Consider the following 21689-nt stretch of genomic DNA (forward strand, 5'->3'; position numbering starts at 1 on the left):
TATATTATATAATATATTGTAAGGTTGTTAAATTTGTAACAACAGATATTTTTATCGGGATCTCCCCGAAATTTTATTATGAGAGGATGTCTTTAAAATGGCAGGTTTAAACAAGGTTACTGTTGATGACATTAATGTAAAGGGCAAGAGAGTCCTCGTAAGAGTTGACTTCAACGTTCCGCTCAAGGACGGCGTAATTACTAACGATAACAGAATTACAGCAGCTCTTCCAACTATCAAGAAGCTGGTTGCTGACGGAGGAAAGGTAGTTCTTTGCTCACATCTGGGCAAGCCTAAGAATGGTCCTGAGGCTAAGTTCTCACTGGCTCCTGCTGCTGCAAGACTTGCAGAGCTTCTTCCTGAAACAAAGGTTACTTTCGCAGCTGACGATACAGTAGTAGGCGACAATGCTAAGGCGGCTGTTGCAGCTATGGCTGACGGCGATATCGTTGTTCTCGAGAACACAAGATTCAGAGGCGCAGAGGAAACAAAGAACGGCGAAGGTTTCGCTAAGGAACTCGCTGATCTCGTTGACGGTGAAGTATTCGTAATGGACGCTTTCGGTTCTGCTCACAGAGCACACGCTTCAACAGCAGGCGTTACAAAGTTCGTTAAGGAAACAGCTGTCGGCTACCTCATGCAGAAGGAGATCAACTATCTCGGAAATGCAGTTGAAACACCTGTAAGACCATTCGTTGCTATCCTCGGCGGTGCAAAGGTTGCAGATAAGCTCAACGTTATCTCAAACCTCCTTGAGAAGTGCGATACACTTATCATCGGCGGTGGTATGGCTTATACATTCCTTAAGGCACAGGGCAAGGAAGTTGGTCTTTCACTGGTTGACGATACAAAGATCGACTACTGCAAGGAAATGATGGAAAAGGCTGAAAAGCTCGGCAAGAAGCTTCTTCTCCCTATCGATACAACAGTTGCAGCAGGTTTCCCTGATCCGATCGACGCTCCTATCGAAGTTGAAGTTGTTGATTCCGATAAGATCCCTGCTGATAAGGAAGGTCTTGACATTGGTACAAAGACACAGGCTCTCTTCGGCGATGCAGTTAAGTCCGCTAAGACAGTAGTTTGGAACGGACCTATGGGCGTATTCGAGAACCCAACACTTGCAGCAGGTACGATCGCTGTTGCTAAGGCTCTTGCTGAAACAGACGCTACAACAATTATCGGCGGCGGCGACTCAGCAGCTGCTGTTATCCAGCTCGGTTTCGCTGACAAGATGAGCCACATCTCAACAGGCGGCGGAGCTTCACTCGAATACCTCGAGGGCAAGGTTCTCCCAGGTATCGACGTTATTGCTGACAAGTAATATATTTTTCCGCTTTAGCTAAAGCTTGGGCAGGCATTGATTTGCCTGCCCTTTTTTATACATGATTTTAAACCGAAACGTGGTGAATTATCAATAATGTTGGATATGCTTACTATCCTTTCAGCCGACAGCGAAGAAAATGCATTGGAGAATACAGCGTTTTCAGGCTTTCTGCACGGAGCGCAGGCTAAGGTCGGAGTTGTGCTGCTCATTGTGGGAATGCTGATAATATATTTTGGCATAAAGGTGCTGAGAGGTTATAAATTCCTGCCTGAGCATGAACAGAATATCCCGAAAGAGGATAACTATGTGCCTGCCGAGGCAAAAGTGCTGCAAAAGAAGAAAACAGAAATGCCTGATTTCAACGGCAGCGGTACAGTCCAGTTCGTCGAGTGGAAGATAGGCTATGAAGTGGACGGCGAAAAGTATACTCAGATAATACCCGATGACGGCTATGAAAAGGGACAGATACTAAAAATAAAGTACGATCCCGACGCTCCGCAGGAGTATTATCTCGATAACGGTACGCTTACCGATGATGCAGAACAGGACGAACAACAGGAAAATGAAAAGAGTTCGGACAAGAACTTCAACGGCTATGTTTTTGAAGGAATAGGTCTGCTCGTGGCTGTCGTGGGAGTTATGCTGATACTGTAAATACATAGTGTTTGTCTGCTTTCTGATGTTGACAAAGCAGGCTTATTAGTGTATAATATTGATGTCAAAGTTTATTCTTGAAATTTATAATAAAGGAGTTTTTACTATGAAAAAATCTGTAAGAAAAGCAATTATTGCAGGTAACTGGAAAATGAATAAGACAAGACCTGAGGCTAAGGAGCTTCTCGAGGCTATCAAGCCGCTGGTAGCTAACGCTGACGGCAAGGTAGAGGTTATTGCCTGCGTACCTTTCACAAACCTTGAAACAGCTGTAAATGCAACAGCAGGTTCAAATGTAAAGATCGGTGCAGAGAACGTTCACTTTGAGAAGAGCGGCGCTTTCACAGGCGAGATCTCAGCTGATATGCTCGTTGAGGTAGGCGTTGAGTACGTTGTTATCGGTCACTCCGAGAGAAGACAGTATTTCGGCGAAACAGACGAAACAGTAAACAAGAGAACAAAGGCTGCTCTTGCTGCCGGTCTTAAGCCTATCGTTTGCGTAGGCGAGCTTCTTTGGGAGCGTGAGTGCGATATCACAGAGGAAGTTATCGCAAGACAGATCAAGCTTGACTTCTTCGGTGTTTCTGCTGAGGATATCAAGAAGTGCGTAGTAGCTTACGAGCCGGTATGGGCTATCGGTACAGGCAAGACAGCAACAGCAGATCAGGCTGAGGAAGTTTGCGCATTCATCAGAGCAACACTCGCTAAGATCTATGACGAGGCAACAGCTGAGGCAGTTACTATCCAGTACGGCGGATCAATGAACGCTAAGAACTGTGCAGAACTTCTTTCTAAGGAGAACGTAGACGGCGGTCTTATCGGCGGCGCATCACTCAAGGCTGACGATTTCAATACTATCGTACAGGCTGCTGTTGAGGGCTAATATAATATCAAAATAAAAAAACGTTCCGCAGGGGCGGCTGCGGCTGTCCCTGTATTTATTATAGGAAGAAAATATATAAAAGGTGCAAAGTCAGGGACGTGTTTCATATTTGACTTGCACTCATATAATGCTTTCATTTATCTTTCGGCGAATATCCTAAACTCAGTACAGTTGTTATAAAATATAGATCAGAGATACTGTAATCAGATAGAAAGTGAACAGATCTTGCCAGTTGGTGAGATCACAACCGAAAGGAGTACAACTATGAAAAAACTACTCGTTCTTGCATTATGTATTTGTCAGGTCTTTGCATTCACTGCCTGTGGAAGTGAAGAAAATACTGACTCTTCACAGAGTACGGCAGAGTCATCAGAAAATCAGCAGATTGAAACACCAACAAATGATATACAGGTGAACAGCGTAACTATTAGAATGGATTCTACAAATCTTCATGAGGGTGTAGAATTTAATGACAGCGAACTGCTGGCAAAAACTTCTGAGTTCTATAAGTCTGTTATGGAAAACGGCAATGTTATCCAACCAGATTCTCGTGAATCGGTTGCGGGCGGAGATTGGCTTATAATTGACATTCCAGATGCACCGCAGATCAGTTTTGAATCGGGAGAATCTGATATTGTAAGGATAGGAACTGATTATTATTCTGTTCCCGATGAAGAAACGGAATACAAGCAGTATGTTATCAGTTTCCTTGAAGCCGGCGGTTATTGGGGCGATTCAGCTATGGCTGATGATATTTCGGATAGTTCCAATGATGAATCTGCTTTTGACAGTATTACAGTCTATATGGACAGCACCAACCTTGGTTATGGTGTAGAGTTTACGGACAGTGAGATCTTGGACAGGACTGCTGAATTCTGTAAATATATCGAGGAAAACGCACAGAAAGCCGAGCCTAATTCGCAGAAAGCCGATAAAGGCGGAGATTGGCTAAAGATCGAGCTTTCTAACGGCTCTGTAATATATTTTGAAAGTTCTGTATCTGACTATGTTCGGTTCAACAAAGAGTATTATCATATTGAAGATAATTACAAGCAGGACGTTATTGATTATCTGTCCCGAAACGGTTATCGGGAATGAATTTGAAAATTTGAAAGGAAAATAAATTATGTCTAAAAAACCAGTAGCGCTTATTATTATGGACGGTTTTGGCTATAATCACAGCAGCTATGGCAATGCCATAAGAGCAGCTAAAACTCCAAATCTTGACAGACTTCTTGCGAATTATCCGCATACACTTATTGGTGCGAGCGGAATGGACGTTGGTCTGCCTGAGGGACAGATGGGTAACTCAGAGGTAGGTCATACAAATATCGGCGCAGGAAGGATCGTTTATCAGGAGCTTACAAGAATAACAAAGTCCATCAAGGACGGAGATTTCTTCTCTAACGAGGCTTTCACAGCAGCTGTTGAAAACTGTAAGAAGAACGGCAGCGCACTTCACCTGTTCGGACTTCTTTCAAACGGCGGTGTTCACTCACATAATTCACACCTTTACGGTCTGCTGGAGCTTGCTAAGAAGGCAGGACTTGAAAAGGTATACGTTCACTGCTTCATGGACGGAAGAGATGTTCCTCCGACAAGCGGTGCAGATTTCGTAGCTGAGCTTGAAGCTAAAATGGCTGAGATCGGCGTAGGTAAGATAGCTTCCGTAATGGGACGTTATTATGCAATGGACAGAGATAACCGTTGGGAGCGTGTTGAAAAGGCATATGCTGCAATGGCTTACGGCGAGGGCAACAAGGCTGACAGCGCAGTTCAGGCTATCAAGGATTCCTACGCAGCAGAAGTTACAGACGAATTCGTTGTTCCTACTGTTATCGACGAGAACGGAAAGATCTCTGCTAACGACAGCGTTATCTTCTTCAACTTCCGTCCTGACAGAGCAAGAGAGATCACAAGAACTTTCGTTGATGATGATTTCAAGGGCTTTGAGAGAAGAAACGGCAGATTCCCTGTTTACTATGTATGCATGACTCAGTATGACGCAACAATGCCTAACGTTGACATTGCTTTCCGTCCTACAAGCCTTGTAAATACATTCGGCGAGTACGTTGCAAAGAACGGACTTTCACAGCTGAGAATCGCTGAAACAGAAAAGTATGCTCACGTTACATTCTTCTTCAACGGCGGTGTTGAAGCTCCGTTTGAGAATGAGGACAGAGCGCTTATCAACTCACCTAAGGTCGCAACATATGACCTCCAGCCTGAAATGAGCGCATATCTTGTATGCGACGAGGTACTTAAGAGAATAGAGTCAGATAAGTATGACGTTATTATCCTTAACTATGCTAACTGCGATATGGTAGGACATACAGGTGTGTTCGAGGCAGCTGTACAGGCTGTTGAGGCTGTTGACGAGTGTGTTGGAAAGACTGTTGACGCTGTTCTTGCTAAGGGCGGAGTTGCTCTTATCACAGCTGACCACGGTAATGCCGACAAGATGATGGAAGAGGACGGCTCACCATTCACAGCTCATACAACTAACCTTGTTCCGCTCATCATTGCAGGCGCAGGAAATGTTGAGATCAGACAGGGCGGCGTTCTTGCTGACCTTTCACCAACAATGCTTAAGATCCTTGATCTCAAGCAGCCTGAAGAGATGACAGGAGAGTCTATCATTAAGTAATAAAAGCATCTGAATTTTTATCAGACGACCGTACTTGTGCTGCGGCCGTCTGATTTTTTATAGTTTTGTGAAAATTCGGGAAATCGGTTGCAATTCGCAAAAGAATGTTGTATAATAATTAAAAGTGTATTATTATGTGTTTAATGTATGGCTGAAGCTGTACAGGATCGGGAAAGGTATGTAATGAATGGATAACAAAAACGATTTCAATTTTTCATTCAATGAAGACGGTCTGCGTCTTTCAGATGATGATTTCACAGGCTCTGTAAAGGCTGCGAAAAAAGATACATCTTCGCCGAAAGAGAACGAAAAAACAGGCAGCAAAAAGGAAGATATGGCTAAAGCAATCGCAAGATCTATGGCTGCCGCAGCAGGGAACTCCTCGGAGCAGAATGCTCAGTCTGAGGGTGTTACTGACTTTTCGGACTATTTCGAGCCGCAGGATACGGTAGCATATTCTTCTGTGAAAACGGCTGAAAGAAGTGCAGAAAGAAAAAGCGGATCATCTGCAAAGAAAAAGACTTCTGCAAATTCAGCTAAAAGCGGAAAAAACAGCAAGAATCCAAGCAAGAAAAAAGGCAAAAAGAAGAAAAAATCTTCCGCAGGAAAGAAAGCTGCTATCATTCTTTCTGCCTGCGTAGTCGTTATGTGCGCAGGAGCAGGCGGACTTTACCTTGCAGGACTTAATGCTTATAAGGGAGTTTTTTTGGACAATACATATATCAACGGCATAGATGTGAGCGGCATGACACAGGCTGACGCAGCAAAGGCTGTTGAGGCGGCATCAGATATCCCTAAGAGCGTTGTCATCACCAAAAAGGACGGCAGCACTATCTCCATAAAAATGGAGGATATCGGCTATAAGGACAGCACAAAGGAAAAAGTCACAGAGTTCTATAAACAGCAGGATCATTATTCATGGCTGTCATCAAAGTTCAATGAAACTGAATATAAGATAGACCATTCTTTCAAGTATGATAAAAAATCCCTTGAGGGAATACTCAAAAGAAAGGTCGTTGACGCTCAGACCACAATAACTCCTGAGGACGCTTATATAAAGGAAACTGAGGACGGCAGCGGTGTGTTCACTATCGTCAATGAGGTCAACGGCGATAAGGTCGATACTGACAAGATAGATGTGCTTTACAAGTACGTTGAGTCTGCTCTTGACGAGGATACTTTTGAGATAAACATTTCGGGTGTTGACTGCTACGAAAAGGCTAAGGTAACTGCGGCTGACCTGCAGGAGGACTGCGATCATCTCAATAACCTCAGCAATATTGAGCTTACATTTGATTTCAACTATACGACAGAAGTCCTTGAAGGCTCTGAGATAATGGACTGGATCGAATTTGACGCAGACGATCCTGCTGAGGGTTATACCGTCGATAAGGACAAGGCAATGACCTATGTCGAAAAACTTGCTGACAAGTACGATACTTTCGGCAAGGACAGAACTTTCAAGACTACCAACAGAGGTACTATCACAATGCCGCAGGGCGACGGCTGTTACGGCTGGTGGATAGATCAGGAAAAGACAAGAGATCTTATCTGCGAGCTTATCGAGGCAGGCGAGTCTGCCGAAACTGAGCCTGTTTACTATGTAAATCCGTATTCGTCATATACATATACCTGCGATCCTGACTGGAGAACAGCTGATACAGATTACAGCAATACATATTTTGAAGTTGACCTGTCTGCTCAGCATATGTGGTATTATGAAAACGGTGTTGTTAAAATGGAAAGCGACATAGTTTCGGGCTATCCGAGCGAATCGAGAAATACCCCTGCGGGAGTTTATAAGCTCTGGCTCAAGGAGAGAGGAAAAACTCTGACAGGAAGTTCCGACGGAAAATCCTATTCTTCATATGTTGAATACTGGAACAATATCAGTACCATAAGCATAGGTTTCCACGATGCATCATGGCAGAACGGTGTGTTCGGCGGAGAGAAATATAAGTCAAGCACATGGGGTTCTCACGGCTGTATAAATCTGCCGTTCGACAAGGCGAAGTACATCTATGAAAACTGTGCCGAAGGTACACCTGTGTTCGCATACTGGTCATAAATCAAAGGCTGTATTCATTTCGGTGGATACAGCTTTTTTACGCCCGAAATGCTTGAGTAAATTTTGCTATAATTAAGCATACATTTTTACTAATTTATATTTAGTAATAAATTGTTGAAGTGTAAAAATGCCGAAAAATGTGGGGAAATGTTTTCGATTACACTGATTTGTGACTAGGATATGAATATGGTTAAAAGTAAATTCGATTGTTAATAGTCTACGAACATTTGACAAATTGTGCAGTAAAATGTATAATAATATACAAGAAAAGGGGTTATTCGTGGAAAAAATAGAACTCCTATTTTGTATCGGAAAAACGATAAATTTATTTATGAAGGGGATTTAGAAATGAAAACTAATGAAAGACAAACATCAGCTAAGAAAAAACTGATACCTGCTGTCGCAATGCTTACCGCATCAGCCGTAATGCTGACAACCGCTACATATGCATGGTTTACAATGAATAGATCAGCACAGGTTGAGGGACTTCAGATGTCAGCAACAACAAGTAGTTCACTTGAAATTTCACTTGGAGAACTCGATTCTGTTACAAATCCTGCAAAGGATAGTACTACTTGGACAAGAAAGATTGCTGTTAGTGATTTTTATAAGGAAATTGGAAAACTTAAGCCTGCTTCTTCTGCAACTGGTAATGTACTTTATCATGTTGACGAAACTGGAGTTTATGCCGGTGGTACAAAGGTTGCTGATGATACAGATGTAGAGGCGGTAAAAACTAATAATACTGCTAAGCTTACCCCTGGAAAAGCAACAGGTAAAATTGCACAGTTGACAGAAGATCGGGATTGCGGATATTTTATTGATGTTCCTATGTGGATCAGATCGAGTAATAAGACAGCAAGTACAGTTTATTGTACTGTTTCAATTGTAGATGGTGAAAATGCTGATACAACTGCTACTGGAACTGATCTTTTAAAGGCTGTTCGTGTTGCAATTATTCCTGTAAATAAGGGTAATGATTCTGTAGCATTGACAGGCTCAGCTACTATGACTGGTGCAGCTAGTGATTTAACAGCAAATACATCAGATGCAGGTACAACAACTATCTTTGGTTTAAATAGTGATACCTATAATTCTAAAGTCTTGAATGCAGTAGGCAAGTACTCAGCTACTGGTACTACAATTGCTGCACCAACTGTTAAGGATGCTAATGACGGTACATCAGATTATATAACTGCAAAAAATGAAGCGGTATTTGAACTTCCAGCAGCAACAGAGTCTACTTATGGTGTAGAGAGTTTTATAGTAAGAGTATGGATTGAAGGCGAAAGTGAATATTGTTCAGACCTTACAGCTAATCAGGATTGGAATATCAATTTTGATTTCTCACTTGATCAGAGAACTGGTGTATAAATCTAAACTAAATACAACAAAAACGCCGACCAAAATCGGCGTTTTTTGGAATTTAAAGCTTTTTTGAATATTAACAAATACGGCGGTTGCTTTGCATTAAATGGAAAATCAGCCGCCGCTTTTTCTTGACTTTTATATACGTTTATTGTATAATATTATTAAGTATTATGTGGTTTTAAGGACTATTTTGACGAATTGAGGAGGGCGGCTTGATATGATCGAAAATAACGGCTTTTCTACCGTTGACGGCGTTCGTGCTATTGAACTGCTGTACCGCCCCATAAAGAATGTTGACGATAATGATACATCTTTCTATCAGACCGAATTAAGGCTTAACGGACCTCAGCTCGGCGTACTTCTCCCTAAGGATTTTATCCCCGTGGCGGAGCTTTCCGAACAATGTATCAGTATTTTCAAACTCGCTTTTGTTCAGCTTTTGCAGGCAATAAATAAATTCAAAAGCCGTGATATCGACTTTTCGTGGATATCTGTCTATATGCCTGTCAGATTTCTCCGCCGTGATGACTGCGTTAAAACCGTTACAGACCTGTGCGGCAAGCTTGACGTTATGAGCAAGAAAATATGCTTTGAGATATCTGACAACCTGCTTTTGGAAACCGACGGCTCAGCCGCTGAAAATATCAATGCGCTGAGGGATAAAGGCTTTCACTTTTTGCTGAACAGCTTTGGCGGCGATAACTGCAATATGATAAAAATGGCTGATTTCAATGTCGATTTCGTTATGCTCAGTTCGTCAGTGATAAAAACTCTCGGCAGTAATGAAAGAGCGGACAGCTGTGTGCGCTCACTTATCAATTTTGTAAACGATCTTGGGGCAGAACCTGTTGCGGCTGAGATATTTGAAAACTCACAGCGCAGTCAGCTTTCGGAATATCAATGCCTTTACTACACAGGCGACAGTGCAGGAAAATGCATTGCTGAGAGATATATGCGCAGGCGCAGTAATCAGAACTCTGATTTTTAATTAAAAACTAATTTTACAGGAGATACAATTTTGGAAGAAAAAGTTATCGAAAGGGACGAGCGCAATAAAGTCGTAGACGTGCTTGAACTGCGAAGAACGGCGAAAGAGGCTAAACGCTATACCGTTATAATGCGTGTCTTCGGGATACTTGTTATTATTCTGATAGCAGTTGTGGCGGCGGCATATGCGGTATCATATTTCTATGACAAGTACGGCAGCTTTACAGTTAAGATCAATAAATACGATATGATAGATCAGGGACTTACTCTGTCGGAAACTCCCGACTATGAGCGTTCAAACGCAAGACTTAATGCGGATATAGTTTATGATATGACAAATATCAGCGGAGAGGATCTTCCTGATAATATTGATATGGTCAACGGAAGTCATAATGGCGAAAGCTATATTGCCTATACTTTTTACCTGATAAATTCGGGTAAGGATACTCTTACATACGACAGCGAAATGACTATCGAAAATGTCACAAACAATGTTGACGAGGCGATAAGAGTAGCGCTTTATGTGAACGGCGAAAAAACAGTTTACGGCAAAACAAAATCCAACGGTACAGGCAAAGAATCCGACTGTGATTCAGAGTTTGCATCGTCCACAAAAGTTATGACTTCAAGACGTGAAAAGTTTGCTCCGGGGGATAAAGATAAATTTACCGTTGTTATCTGGCTTGAGGGAAACGATCCCGACTGTCTGGATAATATAATCGGCGGAACAATGAAACTTGGAATGGACTTTAAAATTGTAGAGGGAACCTGATCAAAAAATAAGAAATTGAGGTAAGAAAAATGAAAAAAACTTTAAAAATCGGATTTAACGTCATAGCATGGATCGTCCTTGTGCTTGCACTTATCGTGACGATACTTGTATTTTCGTCAGACAGGAATAACGGTGTGGCGAACATCTTCGGCTATATTCCGCTGACGGTAGAGTCTGACTCTATGAAACCGACATTCAAAAAGGACGATCTCATAATCGTCAAGGAGATAGACGATATCAACAGCCTTAAAAAGGGCGACGTTATCACTTTCTGGACAATAGATATCGTTGAGGGACAGAAAGTAAAAAATACCCACCGTATCGTTGAAGTCGTAGAAGAAAACGGCACAAAGAGTTTCGTTACACGAGGCGATGCAAACGATGCAAACGATAGCTATAACGTGTATGCCAGCGACATAATCGGTCAGTGGACAAACGCAAAGCTGGGCGGATTCGGCAAGGTGATGAGTTTCCTGCGTACAAAGACAGGCTTCTTTATCTGCATACTTATCCCTATCGCACTTTTCTTCCTGTTCGAGCTTTATAAGCTGATCGTTACGATTGTAGAGATCAAGCGCCCTGTTATCACGGAAAGTGACGAGGAAGAGATCAAAAGACGTGCTGTCGAGGAATATCTTGCCGAGCAGAAGAAAAAAGAGGAAGAAAATTCGCAGCAGAACGATACTGAAAACAAAGATTAAAAAGATCAAGTTGATATATTGCTGATGATTGGATCAGGAGAATGTTATGAACGGATTTCTGAAATGGTTTTTTGTGTTTATATCTGAAATGCTTGGAGGTTTCGGTCTTATCTTCAAGGGTTTGTGGAATGGCATAAAACAGATTTTTAATATTAAGGAATACATAAAAATATTCAAGAATTACTCCACCGAATTTGGTGTGCTGGGCTGGATACTGGCTGTTATTGCAGTAGTGGTAGTTGTGGCTATCTTTGCTCTTATTGTTTTTATGATAGTGCTTGCTGTGAGAAAGTATCTGAGATTCAGACATTCGATCGTCAGCAACGAAGATCTTATTGAAGAGATCGCTGATCTCCAGCATAAGGTCATAAAAATGACTAAGGAAAAGGACGATATCATGGCGATGAAAGTCGCTCAGATGGGTCTGCCGAACAGAACGGGTGAGGCTCTTGCTCTTGCCGGCGGTGCTGTGTATGATGAGAATGGCGAACCTGATGCGGCAGGCGGCGAGGGTGCTGTTACATCTGACGGCGTTATCCAGACTGCGGATCACAGATTTTCAAAGCTTATCGAAGTGGATACATTCTATGCCGATTATACTCCGCCTGAGTATGACAACGAGATAACACTCAGCGGCATATGCGAGGCATACAGAAATTTTGCCTGCTCAAGAATGCATCTGTATTATGATATCAAAACTATCAGACTTTTCATTGCAGGTATGGCATCTACAAAGCTGATTATCCTGCAAGGTATTTCCGGTACAGGTAAAACATCGTTGCCGTATTCTTTCGGTAAGTTCCTGCAAAACGATACGACCATAGCGTCGGTTCAGCCATCATGGCGTGACAGAACGGAACTTTTCGGTTACTTCAACGAATTTACCAAGAACTTCAATGAAACGGAAGTCCTCAAGAGAATATATTCCTCAAGCTTTAATAATGATATCAACCTCATTCTTCTCGATGAAATGAACATCGCAAGAATTGAGTATTACTTTGCGGAAATGCTCTCCATACTCGAAATGCCTAATGCGGATGAGTGGAAACTTGACCTTGTGCCGAGCGTTTGGAGTACAGACCCGATACATCTTGATAAAGGTAAGCTTTGCATTCCGCAGAATATATGGTATATCGGTACTGCGAATAACGACGATTCTACATTCGCTATTTCAGATAAGGTATATGACCGTGCTCAGCCGATCAACCTTGACGCTAAGGGAATTGCCTTTGACGCACCTGATACACCGCCTATAAATTTGGGTTACGATCATCTTAACGATCTGTTCCAACAGGCATTTAAGGCATATCCTGTTTCGCAGGAAAACCTTAAAAAGATACAGCAGCTTGACCTTTGGGTAATCGAAAAGCTGCGTGTGGCTTTCGGTAACCGTATCCTTAAACAGATGAACCTGTTTGTGCCTGTATACGTTGCCTGCGGCGGAGAAGAGATTGACGGTATCGATTATGTGCTTGCCACTAAGATATTCAGAAAGTTTGAATCTCTTAACCTTGCAATGCTCAGAGATGAGCTTAAAGAGCTTTGCGTTTACATTCAGAAATCTTTTGGTAAGAACTCTATGAAGGAATCTATCGAATATCTTGAAAGACTGCAGAAGCTCTATTGATCCATAAAAAATATGAAGAGGAGGGAATAAGTTGAACGCATACAAAGACTGGTATGATAATTTTATGAAGTCTGTGGAAATGCTGGAAACTGACGAACAGTTCAACGCCGTTTATTCCCTCCTCCTTTCAGGTAAAAATACCTTTGCCTTTAACCGAAAGATAATGGAAAAAGCTATCGACGTTTCATGGGTAGAGGCAATAGAAAACGGACTTCCGCACCTTGATAATGTTTTGCGAAATCCTAGAAAAACCATTGAAGATGTGGAAGAGATCGTTCCTATCGCTCTTTCGAGAAAGATAACTGTTGAATCTGTAAAGCACCTTGCGCAGCATACAGACCTTATACAGGATATCGACAAGAAAACGGGAAAGATCACTCCGTCAAAGATACTTAATATCCATAAAGAAGAAAGTCTTATGACTTACGAAAATAAGTTTGTTAATACTCTTGTTGACAGACTTTTCGTTTTTATTAACATAAGATATCAGAAACTTTTGCAGGTGGCAAGGGACGAGGAAGTCTATACTTTCGATTATGAAGCCTCAGTAGATAACGAGGCTGGCAGAAAAATGAACATAAGTCTGAAAGTAGAAACTGCTGACAGTCTTGAAACAGCCAACGATATGGGTTTTACTGTTTGGGACAGGGTGGAGAAGATAAAGAAAGCTATCGAGGGTTATAAAGGCTCCATACTTTGTACCACTCTTGGAAACACCTATATCAGACCGCCTGTTATGCGTACAAATGCCATAATGAAAAACGTGGACCTCAAAGCCTGCCTTGTTCTGTGGCAGTACATAGAGGGATATGATAAAGTCGGCTATGAGATAAATATTTCCAATACAGCAAAGAAACCCGACAAGAATTATGTAGATGATATCTATAAGCTGGCAGCAATGAATTTTCTGTTGCTGAGGACATATACGAATAAGGGGGCTGAGTCAGCGGTTGAGCTGAAAACTCAGAGGAGCAAGACCATTGCACCTAAATTCCTGAGAAAATTTGAAAAAGAGGATTCCGATAGGTATGATGTTTCCTACTACGGCAATGGACTTGAAAGTCTGAGCCGTGATGCGGATAATATGCCTGATAATGTCAGAGAGATCGCAGGGGAACTTAATCGGATAATTGAAATAGAAACTCAGTTCTTCAAGGACGAGGAAAACAGGCGTATTGCCGAAGAAAAAGCTCGTGCTGAGGCTGAGAGAAAGCGCATCGAGGCTGAGAATGCACGTCTTGAACGTGAGCGTATCGAGCGTGAGATGCAGGAAGAAAGAGAACGTATCCAGCGTGAAAAGGAAGAGGAAGAACGCAGGGTGCAGGAAATGCTTGCTAAAAAGCGTGCTGAGCAGGAGGCTAGAGAGAAAGCCGAGCGTGAGGAACGTGAACGTCTTGAAAGAGAAGAGCAGGAGCGTATCGCTGAACAGCTCCGACATGAAGAGGAAGAAAGACAGCGCCGCTTAGAGGAAGAGCGCCAGCTTGCTGAACAGCAGAGGATAAGGGAAGATAAGGTAACTATAAGAAATGAACTTGCTGCTGCACAGGAAGAATTTGTTGCTGATGAAGTTCAGAAGAATGATGAGCAGGAAGAGCCTGTTCAGACAGAAGAGCTTGCTCAGGAAGAGGAAACTCCCGCATTTGAAGAGATCGAAAGTCCTGAGGTCGCTGCACAAAAGGCAAAGGAAAAACAACAGCAGATTGAGATTGAAAGACGTGAAAGAGAACGTGCTGATAAGCTCAGAGCAGATCGTGCAAGGATCGAAAGCAAGGATTTCTCGGAAATTTACAGAGAGTATTCCAAAAATCCTTTCCATATGCTCAGAAGAGGTACAAAAGCACTCCTTGCCAATGTATTCGGTATTATACCTGAGGATACGGATAATCCTGATCTTATAAAGAAGCTTGCAGAGATCAAGGCAGAAAAGCTGAAAAAAGAACAGGAAAAGCAGCATGAACGTGAAATGGAGCGGCTGTACGCAAAGTATTCACCTATGCTGAAATATAAGATAAAACGTCAGATAGATTTTATGAAGTTCAAGCGCAAAAAGCGTAAGAACAACAAGAAAAATCCAAAGCCGTATATTCCTGTACAGCGTACACCGCAGGAACAGGCTGCTATTGATAATGAAATGAAACAGCTTTACAAGAAGTATCATGTAAGCACAGTTCAGAGAATAGCAAGATATTTCAAGGAAAGAGCTGAGGCGAGAAGTCTTAAGTAGGGAGGTAGTCAAGATCGCTGATCTATTCAATCGTCTGAAAAAAATCATAAGCATACTTGCAGGTATCCTGCTTGCGGTGCTATTGATATTTGTTGTGTATGTCGCAATGTGTAACTATCAGGGAAAGCCTGCTAAAGTATTTGGGCGCAGCGTTGCGAGAGTGCTTACGGGCAGTATGGAGCCTTCGATACATGAGGGTGACTATGTTATCATAAAAAGCGTTGATACAGATAAGCTGAAAACAGGGGATATAATAACGTTTTACTCTGAGGACAGCGAAATATACGGAATGCTGAATACACATAGGATAGTTGGTGTAAATGAAAACGGCGAATTTATTACCAAAGGCGATGCGAATACCTATGAGGACAGCACAGCTGTAAAGAAAGAAAATGTCGTTGGCATATACAGCGGCAAATCGGCTTTTCTGAAATGGATAAATTCTTTTGCGTCGGGGAAAAAGCTGCTTATGGTGGCGGTGATAATCCCTATGCTGTGTATATCGGTGTATGAGGTCATCACCATACGCAGAATAAGGTTTGAAAGCAGGGACAGTTCACAGGAAGATGCTGACGAGGAAAAGGAAAAGCTTATCCGTGAGGCTATCGAAAAAGAAAAGCAAAAGCTCTATGAAGAAAACTATATAGAAAAAATATCAGAAAAGGAGGCGGGAGAAGATGAATCAAGAGAAAATAATGAAGGCTAAAATGGTAACGGCTTTTATTATGTTCTTTGCCGCTCTCGCAGGACTTTTCGTGATGATAGGTCTTTATGTTGATAAATCCAAAGAGGTGCAGGATACATACAAGGCGAAATATAAGCAGAATCTTGAAGAGGCAGTAGATGAGATAGATACCTACCTTAAAGACGAAAAGGACTTTGAGATAAGGTATAATATGATGATCTCAGATCTTGGCGCAGCAAGAAATATGGTGTTCCTTATAGACGGTTATACCGATGAACAGAAAACCATAAACGAACTGCATTACTGCTATGTGAAATATCCTGAGCAGATGAAAGACAAGCTGAAAGATACGAAAACTGCTCTGACGGATATAATCAAAGATCTGGATAAAGGATATGACGAGGCAGACGAGATAGTAGAGTCTGTCGATAAACTGGGAAACTGATCTTCAGAATACTTATAGATAAGGATGGTATTTTATGAACGAGAAAAGGCAGCTGAAAAAAGAAATAAAGAAGTGCAAGCAGACTATTGAAGAGATCGAAAGAAAAAGATCACGTTCTCAGTCGGCGCTTGTGCAGGCTATCCTTTTGCAGGAAGAGCCTAATGAAAACGATGTTGAATGGTTCAACAAGTATACAGGTGAGATAACCGCCTGCAGAAACCATATGATAGAATTGCAGAAAAAGCTTGACTCAATGGTCTGATATTTTTAGACGGATGATCTGAAATTGAATGCTTTGTTATAAGAAAACACATTGCTGATAATGAGAATAAAATTTTATCATAATATCAATGATCTTAATAAAGGTCTGTGCAGAACATATCCTGTGCAGACCTTATTTTATTGCTGAAATGTGCAATTTGCGCAATTATTAAAAAAATGCTGAAAAACACTTGACAATTCGAAAAATTTATGCTAACATAACATTGTTATCTACATAACAGCGTTATGCAAGTCGTGCGTAACTGTAAAGAATTTGGACTATTTTGATTATAAGTTAGCTATATCTAACTTATATAAAGACTATCAAGGGGGCTATTTTATGTATCTTGAAGTAAAGGATCTGAAGAAAAGCTATGGTAAGGATTCAAGTTATATTCAGGTGTTGAAAGGGATATCAACAGGTGTTGAAAAGGGTCAGATGTGCGTTATACAGGGAACTTCCGGTTCGGGAAAATCCACGCTGCTCAACTGTATCGGCGGACTTGATACTATGGATTTAGGTTCGGTCAAGGTTGACGGCAAGGAGATATTCGGACTTGATCCCGATAAGCTTTCCGATTACCGCAGAGATAATCTCGGATTTATTTTTCAGTTTTATAACCTTGTGCCAAACCTTACGGTGAGGGAGAATATTCAGGTTTGTGAATATCTTGCGGAAGATCCTCTTGATATGGACGAACTTCTTGATACTCTGGGACTTACCGAACATCAGAACAAGTTCCCGTCACAGCTTTCGGGCGGTCAGCAGCAGAGATGTGCCATTGCGAGAGCGCTTATAAAAAATCCTAAGCTTTTGCTTTGTGACGAACCGACAGGTGCGTTGGATTCAAAAACTTCCAGAGATATTCTTATCCTGCTGGAAAAGATAAATGAGAAATATGGAACGACCATGCTTATCGTTACTCACAATAATTCAATAAAAAATATGGTGCATAAAGTTATAATCGTCAAGGACGGACTTATCAAAAAAGATTATGAAAACGAAAGCAGAGTACCTGCCGCAGAGCTGGAGGATCTATAATGAATAAGGTTTTAAGAAAGCGTCTGCCCCGTGATCTCAAAAGCAATTTCATGCGCTATCTTGCGCTTACTTTGCTCATAGTTATGGGTATGTATATCGTGATCAGCGTTGTCGGTGCGGCAGACAGTATTATCGACGGAACAGATGAAAAATGTATTTCAAACAAATGTGAGGACGGCGAGTTCAGCGTATTTATACCTCTGACGGACGATCAGATCGCTAAGATAGAAAAGAAAGGCTGCACACTTGAAAAAGAGTTCAGCATGGATATAGATATCAAGGACGGAAAAACTCTGAGGGTAATGGAAAAACGTCAGAAGGTAAATCTGATAGATCTTGATGAAGGCAGACTTGCTGATAAAAAAGGCGAAATGGTTATCGAAAAGCGTTTCGCTGAGGTCAATGGATATAAAGTCGGCGACAGTATAACTGTCAGCGGCAGCGAACTTGAAATAGTCGGTATCGGAAGTGTTCCCGATTATGATCTTCCTGTAAAAAATATAGCAGATACAGCGGCTGAAAGCGAGGGTTTCGGACTTGCTTTTGTCGATGATTCACAGTATACCGAAATGTGTGAAAACAATTCACAGGCGGCAGAGGAGTATACATATGCATATCTTCTGAATGGCAAGCTCAGCGATGAAAAGTTGAAATCAATGATAAAGGATTTTTCCTTTGACTACAATGCGGTCGAAGATAAATTCTTTCAGGAAACTATCGAAGATACCATAGGAAAGAAAGATGACCTGCTTGAGGGCATAGCAGACCTCAGATCAGGAGCGGAAGAGCTTAATGACGGCATAAAAGAGCTTGATGAAAACAGCTCAGAGCTTACCGACGGAGCAGAGGAGATATTTGACGGATTTATCTCACAGGCAAACTCATCACTTGCGGCAATGGGTGTAAACAAGACGCTCAAAGCCGATAATTATGGAAAGACACTTGATGAACTTTACAGCCAGACAAAAAGCGAAGATATAAAATCACTTAAAACCTCACTGGACGGCATAAAGGAGTACCTTGACGGAACAAAGGAGTATGCAGACGGCGTAAAAGACGCTGCTGACGGCTCAAAAGAACTCTATGACGGTGTAACAGATCTCGATAAGGAAACAAATGATGTTATCGACGAGCTTTTCGATTATGAAATAGATAATCTCACTACATTTATCAAGGCGGAGGATAATCCGAGAATAAAGGGTGCGGCTGCTGACGTGCTTATACATAAGCAGGCCGGTATAGTTGCAGGCGTAATAGTAATGATACTTTTCACATACGTTATTTCAGTATTCGTTATACATCAGATACAGAAAGAAAGCAGCGTTATCGGAGCAATGTATGCGCTTGGCGTAAAAAAACGTGACCTTTTAAAGCATTATATAACTCTGCCGACTGTAATATGTTTCATAGGCGGAATTATAGGTACACTTGTGGCTATGACGCCGATAGGTGTGCAGTATCAGATGCAGGACAGCTATAATTATTTCTCGATACCAAAAATAAGCACATCAATACCTCCGTATCTGCTTGTTTACAGTATTATAATGCCGCCTGTTGTTTCGGCAATAGTCAACTATCTTGTTATAAATAAACGTCTGTCACAGACAGCGCTCTCACTTATAAAGGACGAACAGAAAGTGACCGATGTAAAGAAGATAAACCTTAAAAGTAAGAATTTTATAACTACTTTCAAGATCAGACAAATGATAAGAGAGGCAAGAACAGGACTTACAGTTGTCTTTGCTATGCTCATCTCACTGCTGATATTTATGATAGGTCTTAACTGCTATGTGCTTTGCGATAATGTCAAGAAGGAAACCAAAGCGGATACTAAGTATGAATATATGTACACTCTGAAATATCCTGAAAAGGAAGTCCCAGAGGGCGGAGAAGCTGTATATACAAAGTCACTTTCCAAAACATATCTTGATTATACTCTTGACGTTATGATAATGGGAATCGATGATAACAACAAATATTTCGACTGCGAAACTGTCAGCGGAAAGTCAAGCATAGTTATGAGCAAATCTGTTCAGCAGAAATATGGACTGTCAGTAGGTGATAAACTTATACTGACCGACAGTGCAAATGAAATGGACTATGCTTTCACAATCAACGGCATTGCAGATTATTCCGCAGGACTTACTGTTTTTATGGATATAGACAGTATGCGTGAGCTGTTCGGACAGGACGATGATTATTACAATGCTGTCCTTTCTGACAAGGAACTTGATATTGACAGCGGAAGGATCTATTCTATCACGACCAAAGATGATATCAACCGCACAGCAGACGTTTTCCTTGAACTTCTTATGCCGCTGGTGCAGATGCTTACGAGTGTGGCTGTTGTGATTTTCTTTGTGGTAATGTACCTTATGATGAACGTTATGATAGACCGAGCAGGATTCGGAATATCGCTGATAAAAATATTCGGATTCAGAGTAAAGGAAATAAGAAAGCTTTATCTCAACGGCAATATGTATATCGTTGCTATCGGAGCGGTAATATGCATACCTCTGTCAAAGCTTATTGCCGATCTTATATACCCTTGGATGATCGCAAACACAAGCTGCGGAATGAATATGAAATTCCCATGGTATTTGTATGCGGGTATATTTGCAGGCATAATGGTGATATACTTGATTATAAACGCTCTGCTTGTAAACAAACTCAAAAAGGTTTCACCTGTTGAGGTGCTTAAAAACAGAGAATAAACATAATATCTTAAAATTTGATTAATTAAACATCTGCATTGTTCGGGTAATACCGAGCGGTGCAGATGATTTTTTGAATGCAAAGAAATATATGTAGAATTTCGATGATAATTATGGAATGATAAAAGATAATTTTGAAAGCTTTGCATATCCAGAATAAATGAACTTTGAGCTTTCGGCATAGTTAATAAAAAAGTTATCGTCTATTTATATAAACAAACTAACAATTAGGAATAAACAATAAAATTAACTTATATAAATATACAAACATAACAAAATTCAATTAATCTGCAGTGATAAACTTGACATATGCAGCGTATATATGGTATTATATTATTATAAGTTATAACAATATGAAAAATTATTCTAATTTTATTGTTTGCTTGTAAATACGAAATTAACTTAATTAACTAACAGAAAGACGTGTTTATATTATGCCGATATTCAAAATCGAAGCTGAAAATGGTGAGAATTGCTTTTCGGGAGTAGTGTCATTTATCATAACAGAAAAAAGCTCAGAACAGCTTATGGCTTTCAGCAAGAATATGATAAGCGATTATGAGCGCAGAGTTTTTTCTTCTTTTGACAATGAGGAAAGAAAAAAGAGCTACCTTATGGGCAGGATATCTGCAAAATCCGCTGTGGGTGAGTTTGAAAATGAACTTGATCCTAAATCTGTGTCGATAGTAAACGACGTGTTCGGCAAACCTCTTATAGTCGGGGCGGATAAGTATAACGTAAGCATATCTCATACTGAATCACTCGGTGCGGCGGCAGTCTTTGATCTGAGATTTCCTGTTTGTCTGGGCGTTGAAAAGTTTGATCCACGCAATATGGAAATGGAGAAAAGTATGCTCACATTCCGTGAAAAAATGATGCTTGATTTCTCCTCATTTATAAATGAGCAGGACGTTATCCTGACCGTCCTATGGACAGCAAAGGAGGCCCTCGGAAAGCTTCTCGGTACTGGTCTTAAGGCAGAAAAGGACGTTCTTGAAATATCGGAAGTTATTGAAAATGACGGCTGTTTCACCTGTAAGTTCAGCAATTTCAGCCAATTCAAATCATTTTCATGGCGCAGCAGCGGCTATGTCTGCACATTGATCTATTCTGAGGAATACAATATCGAGATAACCGAAAGCGGCGAGAATAACTATGACCTTAAGGAGTATTGCAGTTATCTGCTTTCATCGCAGGATAAATCTATTGCCAGCGGTCAGCCAATATATCATAACCTTTACAGTATGATGTAAACAAATTAAAATAATAATTTTCCCATAACAT

18 protein-coding genes are annotated in these 21689 nt (G+C 41.1%); all 18 read left to right on the plus strand.

Annotation, left to right across the window (positions count from 1 at the left end; translation table 11 throughout):
- The first annotated feature begins 97 nt into the window (after window positions 1-97).
- The 18 genes from Q0E19_RS03555 to Q0E19_RS03640 all read left to right on the plus strand — a co-directional run bounded on the left by Q0E19_RS03555 (window position 98) and on the right by Q0E19_RS03640 (window position 21658).
- Window positions 98-1321, plus strand: coding sequence for a phosphoglycerate kinase (locus Q0E19_RS03555; protein WP_294407529.1), 1224 nt, complete (start codon window positions 98-100; stop codon window positions 1319-1321).
- Window positions 1322-1417: 96 nt separating this feature from the next.
- Window positions 1418-1978, plus strand: a complete 561-nt coding sequence (locus Q0E19_RS03560) for a hypothetical protein (protein ID WP_294407531.1) — start codon at window positions 1418-1420, stop codon at window positions 1976-1978.
- Between the two features lie 106 nt (window positions 1979-2084).
- Entirely contained in the window at window positions 2085-2861 is a 777-nt protein-coding gene (gene tpiA / locus Q0E19_RS03565; RefSeq protein WP_294407534.1) for a triose-phosphate isomerase, read from the plus strand.
- A 264-nt stretch (window positions 2862-3125) separates the two neighbouring features.
- A complete protein-coding gene (locus tag Q0E19_RS03570; protein WP_294407538.1) occupies window positions 3126-3959 on the plus strand; it encodes a hypothetical protein in 834 nt (277 codons plus the stop codon).
- A gap of 28 nt (window positions 3960-3987) precedes the next feature.
- Window positions 3988-5508, plus strand: coding sequence for a 2,3-bisphosphoglycerate-independent phosphoglycerate mutase (gene gpmI, locus Q0E19_RS03575; RefSeq protein ID WP_294407542.1), 1521 nt, complete (start codon window positions 3988-3990; stop codon window positions 5506-5508).
- A 187-nt stretch (window positions 5509-5695) separates the two neighbouring features.
- Window positions 5696-7576: a L,D-transpeptidase family protein gene (locus tag Q0E19_RS03580; protein ID WP_294407545.1), complete on the plus strand. Its 1881-nt coding sequence runs from the start codon at window positions 5696-5698 to the stop codon at window positions 7574-7576.
- A gap of 348 nt (window positions 7577-7924) precedes the next feature.
- The gene (locus Q0E19_RS03585; protein WP_294407549.1) at window positions 7925-8950 is read left to right on the plus strand and encodes a hypothetical protein; all 1026 of its coding nucleotides are present in this window, start codon (window positions 7925-7927) and stop codon (window positions 8948-8950) included.
- Window positions 8951-9164: 214 nt separating this feature from the next.
- Entirely contained in the window at window positions 9165-9935 is a 771-nt protein-coding gene (locus tag Q0E19_RS03590; protein WP_294407554.1) for an EAL domain-containing protein, read from the plus strand.
- A gap of 30 nt (window positions 9936-9965) precedes the next feature.
- Entirely contained in the window at window positions 9966-10706 is a 741-nt protein-coding gene (locus Q0E19_RS03595) for a hypothetical protein (protein ID WP_294407556.1), read from the plus strand.
- A gap of 29 nt (window positions 10707-10735) precedes the next feature.
- Complete coding sequence (locus tag Q0E19_RS03600; protein WP_294407559.1) at window positions 10736-11407, plus strand: signal peptidase I; 672 nt, start codon at window positions 10736-10738, stop codon at window positions 11405-11407.
- Between the two features lie 46 nt (window positions 11408-11453).
- The gene (locus Q0E19_RS03605) at window positions 11454-13034 is read left to right on the plus strand and encodes a hypothetical protein (protein ID WP_294407564.1); all 1581 of its coding nucleotides are present in this window, start codon (window positions 11454-11456) and stop codon (window positions 13032-13034) included.
- 31 nt (window positions 13035-13065) lie between these two features.
- Window positions 13066-15258, plus strand: coding sequence for a DUF2357 domain-containing protein (locus Q0E19_RS03610; RefSeq protein WP_294407567.1), 2193 nt, complete (start codon window positions 13066-13068; stop codon window positions 15256-15258).
- 94 nt (window positions 15259-15352) lie between these two features.
- The gene (locus Q0E19_RS03615) at window positions 15353-15964 is read left to right on the plus strand and encodes a signal peptidase I (RefSeq protein WP_294407786.1); all 612 of its coding nucleotides are present in this window, start codon (window positions 15353-15355) and stop codon (window positions 15962-15964) included.
- On the plus strand, window positions 15936-16388 hold the full coding sequence (locus Q0E19_RS03620; RefSeq protein WP_294407570.1) for a hypothetical protein: 453 nt from the start codon (window positions 15936-15938) through the stop codon (window positions 16386-16388). The genes Q0E19_RS03615 and Q0E19_RS03620 overlap by 29 nt, the downstream gene beginning before the upstream one ends.
- Window positions 16389-16422: 34 nt before the next feature.
- Complete coding sequence (locus Q0E19_RS03625) at window positions 16423-16650, plus strand: hypothetical protein (protein WP_294407574.1); 228 nt, start codon at window positions 16423-16425, stop codon at window positions 16648-16650.
- Between the two features lie 339 nt (window positions 16651-16989).
- Entirely contained in the window at window positions 16990-17691 is a 702-nt protein-coding gene (locus Q0E19_RS03630) for an ABC transporter ATP-binding protein (RefSeq protein WP_294407578.1), read from the plus strand.
- Window positions 17691-20405 (plus strand): FtsX-like permease family protein, encoded by a 2715-nt coding sequence (locus tag Q0E19_RS03635; protein WP_294407580.1) that lies wholly within the window; start codon window positions 17691-17693, stop codon window positions 20403-20405. Before Q0E19_RS03630 ends, Q0E19_RS03635 begins: the two co-directional genes overlap by 1 nt.
- Before the next feature lie 434 nt (window positions 20406-20839).
- Window positions 20840-21658, plus strand: coding sequence for a 4'-phosphopantetheinyl transferase superfamily protein (locus tag Q0E19_RS03640; RefSeq protein ID WP_294407582.1), 819 nt, complete (start codon window positions 20840-20842; stop codon window positions 21656-21658).
- Window positions 21659-21689 lie beyond the last annotated feature (31 nt).

Source organism: uncultured Ruminococcus sp., assembly GCF_934476685.1.
In the GTDB taxonomy this organism is placed as follows: domain Bacteria; phylum Bacillota; class Clostridia; order Oscillospirales; family Ruminococcaceae; genus Hominimerdicola.